At 71.9% G+C, this 16,919-nt stretch carries 17 protein-coding genes; 13 read left to right on the forward strand and 4 right to left on the reverse strand.

Going from position 1 to position 16,919, the window contains the following annotated elements; translation table 11 throughout:
• Positions 1 to 42: 42 nt before the first annotated feature.
• The gene (locus tag LCD33_RS17190; RefSeq protein WP_224966927.1) at positions 43 to 654 is read left to right on the forward strand and encodes a TetR/AcrR family transcriptional regulator C-terminal domain-containing protein; all 612 of its coding nucleotides are present in this window, start codon (positions 43 to 45) and stop codon (positions 652 to 654) included.
• Between the two features lie 135 nt (positions 655 to 789).
• Here LCD33_RS17190 and LCD33_RS17195 read toward each other — a convergent pair whose 3' ends face one another.
• The 3 genes from LCD33_RS17195 to LCD33_RS17205 form a co-directional block, all read right to left on the reverse strand.
• Positions 790 to 1,377: a Scr1 family TA system antitoxin-like transcriptional regulator gene (locus tag LCD33_RS17195; RefSeq protein WP_224966948.1), complete on the reverse strand. Its 588-nt coding sequence runs from the start codon at positions 1,375 to 1,377 to the stop codon at positions 790 to 792.
• 456 nt (positions 1,378 to 1,833) lie between these two features.
• Complete coding sequence (locus tag LCD33_RS17200; RefSeq protein WP_224959757.1) at positions 1,834 to 3,714, reverse strand: hypothetical protein; 1,881 nt, start codon at positions 3,712 to 3,714, stop codon at positions 1,834 to 1,836.
• Between the two features lie 95 nt (positions 3,715 to 3,809).
• Positions 3,810 to 4,373 carry a DUF4157 domain-containing protein gene (locus LCD33_RS17205; RefSeq protein WP_224966926.1) on the reverse strand — a complete coding sequence of 188 codons (564 nt, stop codon included), beginning with the start codon at positions 4,371 to 4,373 and terminating at the stop codon, positions 3,810 to 3,812.
• Positions 4,374 to 4,606: 233 nt separating this feature from the next.
• Here LCD33_RS17205 and LCD33_RS17210 point away from each other — a divergent pair, with 233 nt between their 5' ends.
• The 4 genes from LCD33_RS17210 to LCD33_RS17225 all read left to right on the forward strand — a co-directional run bounded on the left by LCD33_RS17210 (position 4,607) and on the right by LCD33_RS17225 (position 7,308).
• A complete protein-coding gene (locus LCD33_RS17210; RefSeq protein WP_224966925.1) occupies positions 4,607 to 6,127 on the forward strand; it encodes a phage tail sheath family protein in 1,521 nt (506 codons plus the stop codon).
• A gap of 121 nt (positions 6,128 to 6,248) precedes the next feature.
• Complete coding sequence (locus LCD33_RS17215) at positions 6,249 to 6,689, forward strand: phage tail protein (protein ID WP_224959754.1); 441 nt, start codon at positions 6,249 to 6,251, stop codon at positions 6,687 to 6,689.
• Complete coding sequence (locus tag LCD33_RS17220) at positions 6,686 to 7,153, forward strand: hypothetical protein (protein ID WP_224959753.1); 468 nt, start codon at positions 6,686 to 6,688, stop codon at positions 7,151 to 7,153. The genes LCD33_RS17215 and LCD33_RS17220 overlap by 4 nt, the downstream gene beginning before the upstream one ends.
• Positions 7,150 to 7,308 (forward strand): DUF6760 family protein, encoded by a 159-nt coding sequence (locus LCD33_RS17225; protein WP_224959752.1) that lies wholly within the window; start codon positions 7,150 to 7,152, stop codon positions 7,306 to 7,308. The genes LCD33_RS17220 and LCD33_RS17225 overlap by 4 nt, the downstream gene beginning before the upstream one ends.
• On the opposite strand, the gene LCD33_RS17230 is transcribed toward LCD33_RS17225, so the two are convergent.
• The gene (locus LCD33_RS17230; protein WP_224978033.1) at positions 7,280 to 8,215 is read right to left on the reverse strand and encodes a hypothetical protein; all 936 of its coding nucleotides are present in this window, start codon (positions 8,213 to 8,215) and stop codon (positions 7,280 to 7,282) included. The genes LCD33_RS17225 and LCD33_RS17230 overlap by 29 nt on opposite strands.
• On the opposite strand from LCD33_RS17230, the gene LCD33_RS17235 reads away from it, so the two are divergent.
• Genes LCD33_RS17235 through LCD33_RS17270 form a run of 8 tightly spaced genes read left to right on the forward strand, consistent with a single transcriptional unit; the run spans position 8,157 to position 16,419 of the window.
• A complete protein-coding gene (locus tag LCD33_RS17235; protein WP_224978034.1) occupies positions 8,157 to 10,133 on the forward strand; it encodes a hypothetical protein in 1,977 nt (658 codons plus the stop codon). The genes LCD33_RS17230 and LCD33_RS17235 overlap by 59 nt on opposite strands.
• Positions 10,134 to 10,147: 14 nt before the next feature.
• On the forward strand, positions 10,148 to 10,576 hold the full coding sequence (locus LCD33_RS17240) for a phage tail protein (RefSeq protein WP_224962919.1): 429 nt from the start codon (positions 10,148 to 10,150) through the stop codon (positions 10,574 to 10,576).
• Between the two features lie 13 nt (positions 10,577 to 10,589).
• Positions 10,590 to 11,309: a LysM peptidoglycan-binding domain-containing protein gene (locus LCD33_RS17245; protein WP_224962917.1), complete on the forward strand. Its 720-nt coding sequence runs from the start codon at positions 10,590 to 10,592 to the stop codon at positions 11,307 to 11,309.
• On the forward strand, positions 11,309 to 13,129 hold the full coding sequence (locus LCD33_RS17250) for a VgrG-related protein (protein ID WP_224962915.1): 1,821 nt from the start codon (positions 11,309 to 11,311) through the stop codon (positions 13,127 to 13,129). The genes LCD33_RS17245 and LCD33_RS17250 overlap by 1 nt, the downstream gene beginning before the upstream one ends.
• A 26-nt stretch (positions 13,130 to 13,155) precedes the next feature.
• Complete coding sequence (locus LCD33_RS17255; RefSeq protein WP_224962913.1) at positions 13,156 to 13,470, forward strand: PAAR domain-containing protein; 315 nt, start codon at positions 13,156 to 13,158, stop codon at positions 13,468 to 13,470.
• Entirely contained in the window at positions 13,467 to 13,889 is a 423-nt protein-coding gene (locus LCD33_RS17260) for a GPW/gp25 family protein (RefSeq protein ID WP_224962911.1), read from the forward strand. The genes LCD33_RS17255 and LCD33_RS17260 overlap by 4 nt, the downstream gene beginning before the upstream one ends.
• A complete protein-coding gene (locus LCD33_RS17265; protein ID WP_224968852.1) occupies positions 13,889 to 15,853 on the forward strand; it encodes a putative baseplate assembly protein in 1,965 nt (654 codons plus the stop codon). The genes LCD33_RS17260 and LCD33_RS17265 overlap by 1 nt, the downstream gene beginning before the upstream one ends.
• Positions 15,850 to 16,419: a phage tail protein gene (locus tag LCD33_RS17270; protein WP_224968850.1), complete on the forward strand. Its 570-nt coding sequence runs from the start codon at positions 15,850 to 15,852 to the stop codon at positions 16,417 to 16,419. The genes LCD33_RS17265 and LCD33_RS17270 overlap by 4 nt, the downstream gene beginning before the upstream one ends.
• Positions 16,420 to 16,919: the final 500 nt, after the last annotated feature.

Here is a 16,919-nt window from a genome sequence, read left to right on the forward strand (position 1 = left end):
CCTTAGTCAGTGACCAATGGACTCCTCCAGTAAACTAGGTCAATGACCAAGGCGCAACGAGCGGCGCTCACCCCGGCCGACGTCGTCGACGCGGCCATGCGGCTGCTGGCCGAGGAAGGCCTCGACGCCGTGACGGTGCGCGCGGTCGCCGACCGGCTCGGCGTGCAGATGAACACCGTCCTGTGGCACGTCAAGACCAAGAAGCGGCTGCTGGAGCTGATGGCGGACGCGGTCGTCGGCACCGTCGACCACACCGGCCTGCCGGAGGCGGCCGACGAGCGGGCGGGCGAACTGATCCGCCGTTACCGGGCCGCACTGCTGGCCCACCGGGACGGCGCCGCCCTCGTGACCGGGACCCACGTCCCCGAACCGCACACCCTGCGCTTCGGCGAAGCGCTGCTCGCCGCCCTCCGCGCATCGCACGATGACCCCCTGGCGGCCACCCGGATCTTCTACGCGCTCGTCTACTTCACCCTCGGCCTCTCCCAGGAGCAGCAGACCACCGGCGACGCCGACCAGGACCGGCTCGCCCGGGCCGCGGACCCCGAAACCCACCCGGCGCTGATCGCCTCGCTCGAGGCCCTCGCCGCCGACACCTTCGACGACCGCTTCGAAGACGGAATCCGACGACTCCTCGCCCCGGACCGGACCTGACCCACCGCCCACGCACCACCACGATCACGTCCGGCGACACCGGGACCACCGGGGACCACCGGGGACCACCGGGGACCACCGGGGACCACCGCAAAGCCGCACTCAGAACCGACGGAGCGAAAAACGAGTACCCGCTTATCCCCGCGTGCGCGGGCCGACACTTCTTGAGCTGGGGGTTCGTTCGGCTGAAGGGGCGTTTTCATTCAGCGCCGTAAGCTTACTCGTGCGGCGGCGACGGTCGGATTCGATGTGATCGCGCTTCACGGCGCTGCGGGGCCGACACGTGCCAGTCCTCCGGGTGCGCAGGTGGGCGACGCCGTCGCGGAGGACGCGCTGGCGGTCGACGTAGTACTCCACGCCGACGAGCGTCGAGGGCTCCTCGATGAGGCCGACGATGAACTTGCTCGACTCTGCCGGACTCATCGCCACTTCGTCCATCCTGCCAAGTGCTTCTTCATAGGCGGAGACTTCAGCAGTCTCGTGCAGGAACAATCCCGAGATTCGATTCTCCAGATGCACCACCGGATCTCGACCGTCGCTGAACGAGGCGATCGAGAAGAGCCCTTCCAACCCCGGATGCCAATCAGCGCGAAGCGGCACCACCTGGATCTCGACGTTGTCCGGCGACCGGCGCGGAGATCGCGGCGACCACGCCCTCATCGACACCGTTCCCGTCGCGCAACCCTGGGTGAACGACCACGACGTCGCCCGAAAAGCCCACACCTGGGCCAAGAACAACCCCCGCGGCTGAGCCCCGCGATGCCCGATCAGCTCCCGACCGGCCCGAACTCGGCGATCCCGCCCAGCCGACGCCCCGGCCTCCTCTTCCGACCCGGGCCAACCGGGTACGTCCTCCACCTGACCGGTCACATTCAGGCCGACACCACCCCGGACCGCACCATCACGCTCTACGAACGCGTGCTGCACGGCCTCAGAAAGCTCTGACCGAGCGGACGACGAAGCGCCATCTCGCACTACGCGGAGACGCGGTCGTCACCTCGGCCGACCTCGACGGTGGAGACTGTCACGTCGTGATCGTCGAACCTTGATGTCTTTCCACGAGCGGTTCATCGATCGAGTCCTTTCTTCGTATCGGCGACGTGCTGGGCATAGCGCTTCTCCGCGAGCGGGACGGCTTCGGGCGCAGGGCCTGAGCTCCTCGTCCGCCGACTTCGCCGCTCACGCACCACCTTGTTCCCGCTGCCTGCGAGCGATGTAGGTCTTGCGCCCATTCGAGATCGCGGTCTCACTGACGTCGAAGTAGTCGGCGAACGCCGCCGCCGCTCCGCTTCCGCGCCCCTCCCTCGTGATGACCTGATCGATGATGGGCCACTGGTCCGCGCGAATCTTCGGCTTGTTGCCTCCCCTGGACCGCGGGTCCCTGCCATCGCCGACGCCCTCGTTCTTGGCCAGTTCCAGGTCCTCGCGCACCTTTTTGCTCAGCGTGAACTTGGTGGTTCCCTTGGCCGCCGATTCGCGGGTCGCCTCGCCGGCGGGCCGTCCCTGACTCTTCGCCTTGTTCTTGGAGATGTTCTCCGTGATGGCGGGCAGCGGTTTCACCCGTGGTTCGTAGACGAAATCGACGTCGTCGGCCTCGCTGTCGGAGCCGGTGTCGTAGCCGATCTCGATTCGCTGGTCGTGCAACGCGTACCTTGCTTCACCGGTCTCCTCATCCTCATCGACCCGAACCGGGTGCAGCGGAGATTCCCCGCCGCTCGGTCCGGCCTGCGAGCCCGCGCTGAGACCGCCCTTCGCCGAAACGTTCATCCGGACCTGCTCGGTCAGCTTGGTGGCCAGCGGAGACCGGCCTTCCTCGTCGACATCGGTGATCCAGCTGGGAAAGTGCTCGACGGCGGCCTGCGCGGACTCCTTGTAGTACGCACCCGGCCTTTCGTGGACGTCGAGGTCGAAGTCCCGCTTCAACAGGTCCAGCAGCGCCCAGCAGCTCCGGCAAGGACGACGCTGGCCGCGGATGACCACCCGTCCGGCCTGTTCCCGGTCCGCTCCTGAATTGTTCAGCGCCAGCAGATGCTTCTGCTCAGCGTGCATGGTCTTCATCGACGCATTGGTCCCCGGGCCGCGCAGCAGGATGACCGAGCTCCGATGGTCGTCAGAGGTCAACAGGGTGAGCAGGCGCTTCCGCCCCGCCGCGTCGGCGGGGGCGCCGTCCAGCTCCTCCACGCGGGTGGCCGTGCGCAGCGCATCGGCCGCCGGGTTCTTCCGGCCGCCTCGGTAAACCTCGTTCAGCTTCCCCCGGGCCTCCTTGCGGCGTTCGTCGTCGAACCCGGGCACCGGCGGGCGCCGTCCTTCGTCGAGCAGCAGATCCCGCACCCAGTCGCCCGCGTGCGGCGATGGACTGCCTTCGTCGATCTCCATCGCCTCGGACTCCGCCTCGAGCTCCTCCGGGAAGTGCCGCTTCAGCAAGGTGATCGACGAGTTGTAGTTGGTAGCGATCACGACCCGGCCATTGATCAACATCGTCTGGACTTCGGATTCGGTTCGAGCGTGCCTGTTCCCCTGGGATGCCTCGTCTCCGCCGGCGAAGCTCTGCTCGCGCTCCGCGTCCTCCAGGTAATTGATCACTCGGAGCATCCGGATGGAGATGTGGCGGAGCGTCTGCGCTGCCCTTTCGTCCTCACCGAACGAGCGTTCGTGGCGCAGCGACACGTCCGCGGTCATCCGGCCGGCCTGCTTCGTTTGCGGCTTGCACGTGCACCCTTCGATCAGCTCGGTGATCCGGGCCAACCGCGGGTCGGTCACCTGAGTGCGCTTGCCGGGACCGGCTCCGGCCTCAGGACCGGTGCGCCTGCGCTTACCACGAGACTCGACCTGGCCACTCTCGTCGTCGCCGGCTCGCTGCACCGCGACGGGACGCGAACGGGGCGTGGTACCGGCCCCCTTCGTGATCATGTCCGCGACCGCGGCGTTCCCGATCGTGCGTTGCAGAGCGGGCAGCGCGGCCACCCGCGACGGCAGCACCGCCTCGGGGTCGCGCGAGAGAGGCGGACGCGGCGCGACGCGGCGCGAACGGGGCTCCTCCTGGTTCTCGTGCGAGTGCATGAACCGAAGTCCTCTCGCTCTGGGGAACTGCGGGAAACCGGTCCATGTCCGACCGAGCACCCGACTGCGGCGTCCGAGAGGACGGAGCTGGTGCCTCAGTCCGCCGAATCCTCCAGCGGGGCGCGCATCGCTCGGTGGGCGTTCTCCTCCGCCGCCCGCTCGAAGTGGTCGGAGGGGTCGGAGATCTTGAGACCGTTGCCGTTGTCGGTGCCCGCGACCGGGCCGGAGCGCTGCTGGATGACGTGGGTGAGCTCGTGGGCGAGGGTGTGCTTGTCGGAGGCGCCCGAGCCGAGCACCACGTCGCTGCCGGAGGTGTAGGCCCGCGCGCCGATCTCGGACGCCGAGCGCTGCGCGGTGGCGCCGGTGTGCAGCCGCACGTCGGAGAAGTCGGCGCCCAGCCGGGTCTCCATCTCCTGGCGCACCGGCGCGTCCATCGGCTTCCCGGCCGACTTCAGCACGTCCTCCCCGGACCAGATCGGCTCCGGTGCCGGCTCCGGGGGCGCCATCCGCCGCTGGACCATCCGGCTGACGGCGGCGTTGCCGAGGGTCCGCTGCAGGTGCAGCAGCTCTTCGACCGGCCCGGAGTGGTCGGGGGTGCGCGCCGCTTGCTGGGGCCTCGCCTCGGACTTCGCCGCGTCGTGCTGCTCGCGGTCCCGCATGGTCCCTCCTCGGACACGGCAACGGCTCCAGACCTACCGGGAGCGCGGTCCGGCGGGGAATGCACGAAGGGGCAGAGCTCCGGGCAACGCCCACTTCCTGCCTGCGCAGGCAGTGCGGGATTGCCCCGGAAGGCAGCGGTGCTGCCCTCGGCGCAGGTCGGGCGGACATGGTGGCGCGGGCGGGCGGTGGCGAAAGCTCTGGGTGCACGAACGCCGCAGACGAAGGAGCGAGCATGCCGTCGTACCTGTCCCCTGGCGTGTACGTGGAGGAAGTCCAGAGCGGGGCCAGGCCGATCGAAGGGGTCGGGACCGCGGTGGCCGCCTTCGTCGGTTTCGCGCCGCAGGGGCCCTTCCACCAGCCGACGCTGGTCACGAACTGGAACCAGTACGTGCAGAACTTCGGCGGGTTCGACGACGGCTACCTCGCGCACGCCGTCTACGGCTACTTCGCCAACGGCGGCGGCTCCGCCTACGTGGTGCGCATCGGCGGCCCGTCCGAGGCCGCGGCTCCCGCCGCTCCCGCGCCGAAGCCGGTGGAGCTGGGCGGGTTGCGGGTCTCCGCGCTGTCCGCGACCACCTCCGACGTGACCGTGGAGATCGTCGACGCCGACGGCGAGAACCCGCCGGACGACCGGTTCAAGCTGGTGGTGCGCCAAGGCGGCAAGGTCGCCGAGACCCACGACGTCTCCACCCGCAAGAACGTCAAGAGCTACGTGGTGAACCAGGTCAAGGAGCACTCGAAGCTCATCGAGGTCACCGAGCAGTCCGGCGGTGCCCTCGCTCGCCCCGACAACCAGAGCGTCACCGTCCCCGGCACGCCGCCCAGCGCCACCACCCCGGCGAAGGTCGACGCGCAGGAGTACGTGGGCGATCTGGCCGCCCGCACCGGTTTCGGCGGCCTGGAGACCATCGACGAGATCACCATCGTCGCCGTCCCCGACCTGATGAGCGCCCACCAGCGCGGCCTCATCGACGCCGAAGGCGTGAAGACCGTGCAGCTGGCGGCGATCTCGCACTGCGAGCAGCTCGGTGACCGCGTCGCCCTGCTCGACGCCCCGCCCGGGCTGAACGCGCAGCAGGTACGGACCTGGCGGATGGACGAAACCGGCTACGACTCGAACTACGCGGCGCTGTACTACCCGTGGATCAAGGTGTTCGACCCGTCCTCCGGCCGGAACAAGATGGTGCCGCCGAGCGGGCACATCGCCGGGGTGTGGGCGCGCAACGACACCGAGCGCGGGGTGCACAAGGCGCCCGCGAACGAGGTGATCCGCGGTGCCGTCGACCTGGAGACCACGCTCAGCAAGGGCGAGCAGGACCTGCTCAACCCGGTCGGGGTGAACTGCGTGCGCGCGTTCGCCGGCCGCGGCATCCGCATCTGGGGCGCCCGCACCCTGTCCTCCGACCCGGCATGGCGCTACCTGAACGTGCGGCGGCTGTTCAACTACCTGGAGGAGTCGATCCTGCTCGGCACCCAGTGGGTGGTGTTCGAGCCGAACGACGACCGGCTGTGGTCCAGCATCCGGCGCAACATCGGCGCGTTCCTCACCCAGACCTGGCGGGACGGCGCCCTGTTCGGCCGCACCCCCGCCGAGGCCTTCTACGTGAAGTGCGACCGGGAGAACAACCCGCAGGAATCCATCGACCTCGGCCAGGTCGTCTGCGAGATCGGCGTGGCCCCGGTGAAGCCCGCCGAGTTCGTCATCTTCCGCCTCTCCCAGTTCTCCGACAGCTCCAGCCTCCTGAGCGAATGACTCCGCTCGCCCGTCCGGGTGGCGGAACCGCGGCGGTGCCGGTGGCTCGGGTGGTCGCCGCTGAGCGGCTTCGCCGTCGGCAAGACGAAGGCACGACACACTTCACCTCGAAGGGGTAGTCATGGCAGAAGGCGACAGCCTTTCCGTCCACCGGTTCGGTGTGCAGCTCGGCGGGGTCACCGTCGAGTCGATCAAAGAGGTCAGCGGCCTGACCGTCGAGCAGGACGTGGTCGAGACCCAGCAGGTCACCGACACCGGCAAGATGATGAACAAGAAGCAGCCCGGTGGGCACAAGGGCGGCGAGGTGACGATCACCCGGGGCATGACCGAGAGCCCCGAGTTCACCAAGTGGCTCAAGAAGACGGTGTCCGACGGCGAGGTCGAGGACGCGCGGGAGAACCTGACCATCGAGGTGATGGAACCGAACGGGACCGTCGTGCGGCGGATCCAGCTCTACGACGCGTGGGTGAGCAAGTGGGAAGGCCCCGGCCTCAACGCGGGCGAGTCCAACGCGGCGACCGAGAAGGCCACCATCACCTTCGAGCGGATCGAGGTCGAATGAGGCGGCGGGTCAACTCGCTCGACGACCTGGACCAGTTCAGAGCCCGCAAGCCCGACACCGCCACGGCCACCGCGGAACGCCCCGCGCCGCAGGCAGCGCACGACGAGTTCGAGTTCGAGCTGCCGCGCGGCTACCGGCACACCGACGGCACGCTGCACCGGCACGGGCGGATGCGGCTGGCGACGGCGCGCGACGAGCTGCGCCCGCAGATCGACCTGCGGGTCAAGGAGAACCCGGCGTACCTGAGCGTGGTGCTGCTGAGCCAGGTGATCACGCGGCTCGGCGACATCACCGACGTGCACTCGGGCCTGGTGGAGAACATGTACGCCACCGACATCGCGTTCCTGCAGGACTTCTACCGCCGCATCAACAGCGAGGGGCACACCCGCGCCGGGGTCACCTGCCCGTCCTGCGGTTCGGGGTTCGAGATCGACCTGGCCGGTGACGGCCTGGGGGAATCGTGACGTACGCGGCCGACCGGCTGCACGAGGAGGTCGCGTACATCGCCTACCACTTCCACTGGACCCGCGAGGAGATCTTGGACCTGGACCACCTGGAGCGCAGGCGCTGGGTGCGGGAGATCGCCCGCATCAACACGCGGGTGAACGAGAGCAGGTGAGCCGGATGAGCCGCTGGAACCCGCTGCGCCGCTTCTTCGACCGGGACGCCCCGGAGCCGGAGACCGCGCCCGCACCGGCCGCCCCCGCCTCGGAACCGGACGGTGGCTGGCGGCGCACGGCGCCGATGCGCGGCGTGCTGCAGCGCGACTCGGGCGAGGTGATCCGGCCCGAGCGCTTCCGCGCGTCCGTCGCGTCGTTCCGGGACCACGGGGTCACCAGCGGCGGGCTCGGGCACCGGCTCTCCGGTGCAGCGCCGAGCGGCGTGATGCGCGGGCTGGCGCGCGCGGGCGGGCGACCGGTGCAGCGGTCGGACGGCGAGGAGTTCACCTGGGTGCGACCGGAAGCGGAGTCCACTTCGGACTCGGACGCGCCGGTTCCGCGTTCGGGGCGGCGGGCCGTGCAGCGGTCGGCGGGCCGGTTCCTCGGGCGTGGCCGGGGTGCTGCGCGCGGAGCGGCATCCGGGGGCGGGTCGGCGGGAGCGGACAGCCACTCGGGTGGTTCGGCGCATCCGTCCGGTTTGTCGTCCCGCGTGGGCGGGGTGTCCGGTGCGTCGGGCGCAACGGGTTCTTCTGGCACGGCGGGTTCTTCGGGCACGTCGAGTTCTTCGGGATCGTCGAGGGCTGCGGGCGCGGCCGGTTCGTCCGGGAGCGGGCCGTCCGGACGCGCCGGTTCGCAGCGCACGGCAGCCACGTCGAGCACGCCGAACTCGTCCGGCACGGCATCCTCCAGCGCGGCCTCGCCCGGCACGACCTCGGGCGGCACGAGCTCAGCCGCCGAGCGGTCGTCCGGCGCGGGTTCGACCGCTTCGAGCGGAGACACCGACAGCGGTTCCCCCGGCTCGGCCGCGGTGCAGCGGGTCGCCCTGCGCAGGCTCGCCCCGCCGCTGACCAGGGCACGACCGATCACCCGGGCCACCCCGCGCCGGCTGCCCGCGATCACCGCGCCGGGCACGGATGCGGTGCAGACGGACGCCGCACCGCCGGGCCCGGACGTGGATCTCGTGCTGCAGCGCCGCGCGGACGCCGACGCGCCACCGGAGCGGTCCGACGCGCCTCGACCGACCGCCCCGAGCAGCCCTGGTACACCGGCGGACTCCGGCACCGCGCCCAGCACGGCCGGGACCGGATCGACCGCACCGGGCGGGCCGCCGGGCACCCGCCCCACGTTGGGCGCGGACCGATCTCCCGAGCAGTCCGGTCTGGGCGGCCCGGTGCAGCGGATGCCCTCCGGAGCGGTGCCGCTGCACCACGAGTCGACGGGCTCCCCCGAACCACCGCCACCGGTGCAGCGCGCCGCGGAACCGGCTCCGGAGCAGCAGCCCGACCGCCCTTCCCGGCCCGGGCGCGGCCGGAAGCGCCCGACCACCTCGAAACCCGAAGTGCGGCGCAGCACGCCGAACTCCCGCGGCGGCCTCGGCGAACCGCTCGGTCGGCTGCCGGAGTCGGCGACCCCGCTGCGTCCCGGCGGCACCCCACCCACATCCGGGCCGGTCGTCCCCGGCGGTGCGGCGGAGGCCGCGCCGCTGCTCGGCGACGCCGCCCCGCAGGTCCAGCGCACCCCGAGCACGCGGACCGAACCGCGGGCGACGACGCCGGACGACCCCGCACCGGCGGATCCGGTCGCCACGCCGCTCGCCGGTTCGAGCGCCGAGCCCGCAGGCACCGGCCCGGCGACTCCGGTCCAGCGCAGCCGGATCCAGGACGCCGCCGGAGCACCGCCGCACGGCGGCGCGGACCACGGCACCGCACCCCTGCTCGGCGACACGACGATCCAGCGCTCGGCGAGCGGCACCCCCGCGCATCCCGCCGGGGCGCCGGGGCACTCGCCCAGCGCCGAGCTGCCCACCGCACAGCGGAATCCGGCCACGCCGAGCAGCTCCCGCGCACGGCAACCGCCGGTCTCCGCCACGCGGCACTCGCCCGGTCCTGCCTCGCAGCAGTCGTCCGGCCCCGCCACCGCACCGCACCGAGCGGCCATCCCGGTGCGGCGTTCGTCAAGCGCCACCGCCCCGGAAGCGGCGGCACCGCACGGCACCCCGGTGCAACGGCTCACCGCACCGAGCGGCGCGGACGCACCGGAGACGCCGCTCGCCGAGAACGCGCCCACCGGCCCGCACGAGGTCTCCACCGGTACGCACTCCGTCCAGCGCGCGCGGCCGGACTCGCCGGACGAACCCGCCCCGGCCCTCCGGCCGCACCACGACCCGACGCACCTCTCCGCCCCGGTGCAGCGCGCCCGCCCGCTGCTCACCACGCGGCCGCTGACCACGCGAACCCGGCTGGACCAGCCGCGGCCGAACGCGACGGCGCCACCGACCGAGCACCGGGCCGGGGCGCCGCTGCGCTGGACGCGCCGCGAGCCCGGGGACCGACCGGCCGACCCGGCACCGGTGCAGCGTTCGGCCACCCCGGCGGCACTCCCCGCGGTGGCGGCCGAACCGCCCCCGCCGGACTCCGCTGCGGCCGAACCGGCGCCCGCCCCACCCGGCTCCGCGACGGACGGCCCCGATGCACGGCCGCCGATGCGCGCAGCCCGGCCGGTGCAGCGCCGCACCGCCCCGGAATCGCCGCCTGCCGCGCGGTCGGCGCCGACGCAGGACGAGCCCACCCCGCAGGTCCCCGGCGTCCCGCCCGGTGTCCCCGTCACCGTCGTGCCCAAGCAGCACCAGGAGAGCGCCGACCCCGAACCCACCACCGGCACCGGCGGCGAGCAGGACATCGACGAACTCGCCCGCCGCCTCATCGAACCCGTCGGACGGCTGCTGCGCACCGAGCTGCGCCACGGCCGCGAACGGTTCGGCCGCACCTACGACCGCAGGCGTTGAAGAGGAGCACACCGATGTCGTCGACGGACATCTTCGCCAGCAGCGTGTTCTTCCGGCTGGCCATCGCGGGCAACGACCTCGGCCGGTTCCACACCTGTTCCGGGCTCGGCGCGCAGGTCGAGGTGGAGCAGTTCGCCGAAGGCGGCAACAACTCGTTCTCCTGGCAGCTGCCCACCCGCATCACCTGGACCAACATCACGCTCACCCGCCCCGTCACCGGGGACACCACCAAGATCGCGAAGTGGCTGTCGGACACGATGCGCAAGGCCGAGCGCAAGAACGGCGAGATCGTGGCGCTGAAGCCGAACCTGACGCCGATCGCCCGCTGGCAGGTCATCGGCATCGTGCCCGTCAGCTGGCAGGGCCCGTCCTTCGACCCGTCGAACTCCCAGGCGGCGATCGAAACGCTGGAGATCGCCCACGAAGGCCTGCAACCGTCCTGAGAGGAGGAACCCGATGGCCGTCACCAGCGCCAAGAACCTCGCCCGCGCCGAAATCCTCATCATGGAACCGCCCGCCAAGGTCGGCGCGAAACCCGGGGCGACGCTCAAGCGCGTCAAGCTCCAGTTCAACCCGAACAAGCTCGCGCTGACCAAGAGCACCGAGTGGCGGCGCAAACCGGCCCGGATGGCCGCCGAATCGGCGCTGCCCGAGTTCGTCGGCAGCGGGCCCCGCTCGCTGCAGCTGGAGGTGTTCCTCGACGCCACCGAGAAGCACGACGACTCGGTGGAGAAGAAGGTCGAAGACCTCATGGTGGCCTGCGTGCCCACCCCGAAGAGCCTCGCCGCCAAGACCCCGGCCAGCCCGTGGGTCCGGTTCGAGTGGGGCACCGCCCGCACCACCTCGTTCGACGGGGTGCTCAACAGCTTCTCGGTGGACTACTCGCTGTTCGACGTCGACGGCAAACCGCTGCGCGCCACCTGCTCGCTGGGCATCGAGGAAGCCAGCGTCGACACCCCCGGGCAGAACCCCACCTCCGGCTCGGACTCCGCGCGCCGCACCCACCGGGTCATCGCCGGGGACAGCCTCCCGCAGATCGCCTGGAACGAGTACGGCGACGCGACGGCGTGGCGGTACGTGGCCGAAGCCAACGGGATCGACGACCCGATGGTCCTGGTGCCGGGCAGCGAACTGCTCGTCCCCGCCCTCGACGAGTCCGAACAGGACGGTGCGTGATGGGAAGTTCCGCAGAGCAGGACGGCAGGTCGTTCGCCGCCGATCCGATCATCAAGTGCCCCGGCAAGCTGCCCCCGCCCTGGCAGGAGCAGCTGGTGTCCTGCGTCGTCGACGAGAACGTCGGCCTGCCCGACGCGGCGACCCTCACCTTCCGGGACCCGAACCACGAACTGCTCACCGCCACCCCCATCACCATCGGCACCGCGCTGACCGTGTCCATGTCCACCGCGGGCGGCGGGACGCCGGAGAAGCTGTTCGCCGGCGAGGTCACCGCGCTGGAACTGGACTCCGACGGCACCGGCTCGTTCACCGTGGTGCGCGCGATGAACAAGGCGCACCGGCTGCTGCGCGGCCGGAAGGTGGTGGCGTACAAAAACATGAAGGCCGACGCCATCGTGAAGAAGGTCGCCACCGCAGCCGGGCTGACGGTCGGGGAGGTGCGGGCCAAACCGATCACCTACACCCAGCTGGCCCAGCCCAACATCTCCGACTGGGACTTCCTGCAGAACCTCGCCCAGGAGCACGGCGTCACGGTCCGCGTCGACGAGACCGGCAAGCTCGACTTCGCCCCGCTCGCCCCCGCCGCCTCGGCGCCCGCGCCCAGCACCTCCGCGGCGAAGAGCCCGTTCGTGCTGGAGTACGGGCGGAACCTGATGGCGCTGCGCGCCGTGCTCACCTCCACCGACCAGGTCGGCAAGGTCGAAGTCCGCGGCTGGGACGTGCAGGCGAAGAAACCCGTCGTCGCCGAGCAGACCGTCGCCCGGAGCGGGACCACCGTTCCCGGCATGACCCCGGCCGAGGCGATCAAGGACTTCGGGAAGAAGAGCAGCACCACCGTCACCGACACGGCCTACGGCACCCGAGCCGAAGCCGACGCGCTGGCGGAGTCGCTGTCGGCCGCCACCAGCGCCGGGCTCGGCGAGGTCGAAGCGGTCGTCGAGGGCGATCCGAAGCTGCGCGCGGGCGTGCCGGTCGCGCTCGGCAACGCGGGCGACAAGTTCTCCGGCAAGTACACCGCCACCGCGGTGCACCACGTCATCGAACCGGGCCTCGGCTACCGCACCACCGTGCAGGTCAGCACCAGCCCGGACCGGTCGCTGGCCGGGCTCACCACCGGCGCCAACGCGCCCGACCGGGGGCCGCGCATCCCGGGCGTGGTCAACGCGATCGTCACCGACGTCAGCGAACCCGCCGGCGGCGGCCGCGGCTGGGTGAAGCTCACGTTCCCGTGGCTCGACGCCAAGTACGTCTCCGACTGGGCGCGCAGCGTGCAGCTCGGCGGGCAGGGCGGCGGCGTCATCAGCCCGAGCGTGAACGACGAAGTCCTCGTCGCCTTCGAACAGGGCTGCCTGGACAAGCCGTACGTGCTCGGCGGGCTCTACAACGGCAAGGACAAGCCGTCCGAGCACGACATCCCGCTGATCGAACGCGGCAAGGTCGCCCGGCGCTCGCTGGTCTCCCGCGACGGGCACCGGCTCGAACTGATCGACAGCAAGAAGGGGCCGCCGGGCGTGCGGATCGCCAGCGGTGACGACCGGCTGGAGATCCGGCTCGACGAGAAGGCCAGGACCATCGAGATCGCGGTGAAGCGGCCCGGCGGCCGCGGCTCGCTCAGCTCGATCACGTTGGACGACGGGGGGATCACCCTCGACGCGGGCACGGGCGAGGTCAAGGTCAAGGGCCGCAACATCAACCTCGACGCCACCGCCGACGCCCGGATCAGCGCCCTGCAGAACGCCTCGCTGAAGGGCTCCCTGTCCGCCGACATCGACGGCGGCGGCACCGCCGCCCTGCACGCCATGCTCGTCCGGATCAACTGACCCACCCACAGCGGGAGGAGACCCCGATGCCACCAGCCGCCCGGATCGGCGACGCCACCAACCACGGGGGCGTGGTCGGTGCTCCGCCGGGACCCGCCGCCGCCAGGGTCGCGACCGTGCTCATCGGCGGGAAACCGGCCGCGGTCACCGGCAGCATCGTCGCCTGCCCCAAGGGACCGGACGCGCTGCTCGGGCCCGCGAACGTCCTGGTGCCCAGCCCGCCGCGCGGCGGCGTCGTGCTGATCAGCGGGTTGCCCGCCGCGAAGATGAACGACAAGAGCAGCTGCGGCTCCCAGGTCCAGATCGGCGCGTTCAACGTCCTGATCGGGGGCCCGATGTGAGCGAGCGGTTCATCGGCCGCGGCTGGGGGTTCCCGCTGCGCGTCACCCCCACCGGTGGCATCGGGCTCGTCGGGCGCGAGCAGGAGATCGAGGAGGCCATCCGGCTCGTCCTGGGCACCGCACCCGGCGAACGCCCCATGCGGCCCGAGTTCGGCTGCGGCGTGCACGACTACGTCTTCTCCCCCACCGACGGCGCGACCGCCGGGCGCATCGCCCACGAGGTGCGGTCCGCGCTGCAGCGCTGGGAACCGCGCATCGAGGTCGAGGACGTCGTCGTCGCCCTGGACCCCGACGAGGAAGGCGTGCTCTACATCGACGTGCACTACGTGCTGCGGTCCACCAACGACCGCCGCAACCTCGTGTTCCCCTTCTACACCATCCCCGACGGCGGCGGCTCCGAGGCGGGAGGAGCGGCCTGATGGCGATCCCCACGCCCAACCTCGACGACCGGCGCTTCCAGCAGCTCGTCGACGAGGCGAAGCGCTACGTGCAGCAGCGCGCCCCCGAGTGGACCGACCACAACGTCTCCGACCCGGGCGTCACGCTCATCGAGACCTTCGCGCACATGGTCGACCAGCTCGTCTACCGGCTCAACCGGGTGCCGGAGAAGAACTACCTCGCGTTCCTGGACCTGATGGGCGTGCGCCTGTTCCCGCCCACCGCCGCCCGCGGCGACGTGACCTTCTGGCTCTCCACCGCACAACCCGACACCGTGCTGCTGCCGCGCGGCACCGAGGTCGCCACCGCCCACTCCGAAGCCGACCGGGAAGTCGTGTTCGCCACCGAGCACGAGCTGCCGATCGTGCCCTGCGAGCTGCGCACCCTCGTCACGATCTCCGCCACCGGCACCATCGAGGACCGCACCGCCGACCTCGCCGCCGCCGAGGACGTGCCCTGCTTCCAGACCGAACCCGCCGTCGGCGACGCCATGCTGTTCGGGCTCAGCGGCGCCGTGCCGCGTTGCGTCATCGCCGTCGAGCTCGACAGCCGGGTCGAAGGCATCGGCGTCGACCCGCGCCAGCCGCCGCTGGTGTGGGAGGCGTGGGACGGCACCCGCTGGGCCGAGTGCGAGGCTTTCGAGGACACCACCGGCGGGCTCAACAAGCCCGGTGAGGTGCTGCTGCAGATCGGGCCCGGGCACACGCCCTCCACTGTCGCCGGGGTGCGCGCCGGGTGGTTGCGCTGCCGCGTCACCGCGCCCGTGCCGGACCAGCCGTTCTACTCCGAATCACCCACCGTCCGCGTCGCCGAGGTCTCCACCGTCGGCGGCACGACCGGCGTCGAGCACGCCGAGGCGCACACCGACGTGCCCCTCGGCGAATCCGCCGGGGTCCCCGGGCAGCGGTTCACCGCGGACGTCGCGCCGGTGCTCACCGACGGCGACCCCGTCGTCGTCCAGGTCTCCACCGAGGACGGCTGGGAGGACTGGACCGTCGTCGACCACTTCGGCCGCTCCGGCCCCACCGACCGGCACGTCACCCTCGACCCCACCACCGGCGAGTTCGGCTTCCCGCCGGCCGTGCGGCTGCCCGACGGATCGCTGCGGCACTACGGCGCCGTCCCGGCGAAGGGCGCCCAGCTGCGCATCCCCCGCTACCGCACCGGAGGCGGCCGGGCCGGCAACGTCGCGCGCGGCGCCATCTCCGTGCTGCGCAGCTCCGAGCCCTACATCTCCGAGGTGGAGAACCGGGAAGCCGCCATCGGCGGCGTCGACGGCGAGACCATCGCCGAGGCGAAGATCCGCGCCCCGCACCAGCTGCAACTGCAGGAACGGGCCGTCACCGCCGCCGACCACGAGCAGATCGCCCGCCAAGCCGCACCCGCCGCCGCCCGCATCCGCTGCCTGCCCGCCGCGGCCGAGCAGGACCCCGGCGCGGCCCGGCTGCTCGTCGTGCCCGGCGCCGTCGCCGACACCGGTGATCGCATCCGCTTCGAGCAGCTCATCCCCTCCGAGCAGCTGCTGGCGACCATCGCCTCGCGGCTCGACGAACGCAGGCTGCTGGGGGCGCGGATCGTGGTGGAACCGCCGTTCTACCAGGGCATCACCGTGGTGGCCCGGCTCCGCTCCACCGGCGCCGACACCGGCCGGATCGACCGCGACGCCCTCGACGCGCTGTACGCGCATCTGAACCCGTTGCGCGGCGGCGCCGACGGCACCGGCTGGCCGTTCGGCCGGCCCGTGCAGGTCGGCGAGGTCTTCGCCGTCCTGCAACGCGTCGACGGCGTCGGGCTCGTCGAAGAGGTGCGGTTGTTCCCCGCCGACCCGATCACCGGCAGGCGCGGCACCCCGGCCGACCGCATCGACCTGCCCGCGCACGCCCTCGTGTTCTCCCACCAGCACCAGGTCGTGGTCGTCCCGCACGACGGCTCGGAGCCCAGGTGACGCGGCGGGCGGGGATCCCCGGACTGCCCAGCCGCTACCCGATGGGGGAACAGCTGCCCGGGATGTACGCGGACGACCACCTCGCGCAGCAGTTCACCGCCGGCCTCGACGACGTGCTCGCCCCGATCCTGTCCACTTTGGACAATTTGGCGCACTACTTCGACCCGGCGCTGGCACCGGAGGACTTCGTGGCCTGGCTCGGCACCTGGGTCGCCACCGAACTCGACCCGGACTGGCCGCTGGAGCTGCGCCGCGCCGTCGTCGCCCGCGCCGTCGAACTGCACCGCTGGAAGGGCACCGCGCGCGGGCTCGCCCACCGGCTCTGGCTGTGCCTCGGCGTGCACTCCCGCATCCTCGACGGGCCCGGCGCCACCTGGTCCACCCGGCCGGGCAACACCCTCGGCGGCGAACCGAACAGCACCGTCCGCGTGCAGGTGTGGCCCGGCCGCGCCGCCGTGGACCATGCCCAGGTCACCGCGCTCGTCGACTCCGTCAGCCCGATCCACCTCACCTGCACCGTCGAGGTCCTGCCCGGACCACCACCGCGCGAACAGGGGCAACGCTGATGCGACCGTGTCCGAACTGCGGCGCCCGCACCGCCGAGACCGACGACTTCTGCGGCAACTGCGGCACCTACCTCGGTTGGGAGCGGTCGCACCCGCCCGCGGGGAGCGGTTCCGGGTCGGCTGGCGGCTCAGAACCGGCAGGTGGTTCCGGATCGACAGGTGGTTCCGGATCGGCTAGCGGTTCCGGATCGGCTAGCGGCTCCGGATCGGCGACACCGTCCGCACCGGCACCGCGGCCAGGTGCTCGCGGGCACGCGCCACCTCCCCCGCGAGCGGCACCCGGGCAACCGCCACCGACCGCACGACCCGGCGGCAGCGGACAAGCGCCACCACCCCCGCAGGCCACGCCCGCGCCACCACCGGCACGGCCCGGCGGTTACCCGCAGCACACCCCCGGACAGGCGCCGCCCGCGCGGCCCGGACCGGGACAGCCGGGCGGATCCGCACCACCGCCGAGACCACCGGGACCGCCCGCCGGACACCCGGGGCCGCACCCCGGC

Source organism: Saccharopolyspora sp. 7B (assembly GCF_020177435.1).
GTDB lineage: Bacteria > Actinomycetota > Actinomycetes > Mycobacteriales > Pseudonocardiaceae > Saccharopolyspora_C > Saccharopolyspora_C gregorii.

Coding starts and splice junctions, on each gene's coding strand:
- LCD33_RS17240 (WP_224962919.1), top strand. CDS start 10,148: ATGTCGTCGACGGACATCTTCGCCAGCAGCGTGTTCTTCCGGCTGGCC.
- LCD33_RS17245 (WP_224962917.1), top strand. CDS start 10,590: ATGGCCGTCACCAGCGCCAAGAACCTCGCCCGCGCCGAAATCCTCATC.
- LCD33_RS17190 (WP_224966927.1), top strand. CDS start 43: ATGACCAAGGCGCAACGAGCGGCGCTCACCCCGGCCGACGTCGTCGAC.
- LCD33_RS17250 (WP_224962915.1), top strand. CDS start 11,309: ATGGGAAGTTCCGCAGAGCAGGACGGCAGGTCGTTCGCCGCCGATCCG.
- LCD33_RS17205 (WP_224966926.1), bottom strand. CDS start 4,373: ATGCGGGACCGCGAGCAGCACGACGCGGCGAAGTCCGAGGCGAGGCCC.
- LCD33_RS17210 (WP_224966925.1), top strand. CDS start 4,607: ATGCCGTCGTACCTGTCCCCTGGCGTGTACGTGGAGGAAGTCCAGAGC.
- LCD33_RS17200 (WP_224959757.1), bottom strand. CDS start 3,714: ATGCACTCGCACGAGAACCAGGAGGAGCCCCGTTCGCGCCGCGTCGCG.
- LCD33_RS17265 (WP_224968852.1), top strand. CDS start 13,889: ATGGCGATCCCCACGCCCAACCTCGACGACCGGCGCTTCCAGCAGCTC.
- LCD33_RS17215 (WP_224959754.1), top strand. CDS start 6,249: ATGGCAGAAGGCGACAGCCTTTCCGTCCACCGGTTCGGTGTGCAGCTC.
- LCD33_RS17220 (WP_224959753.1), top strand. CDS start 6,686: ATGAGGCGGCGGGTCAACTCGCTCGACGACCTGGACCAGTTCAGAGCC.
- LCD33_RS17255 (WP_224962913.1), top strand. CDS start 13,156: ATGCCACCAGCCGCCCGGATCGGCGACGCCACCAACCACGGGGGCGTG.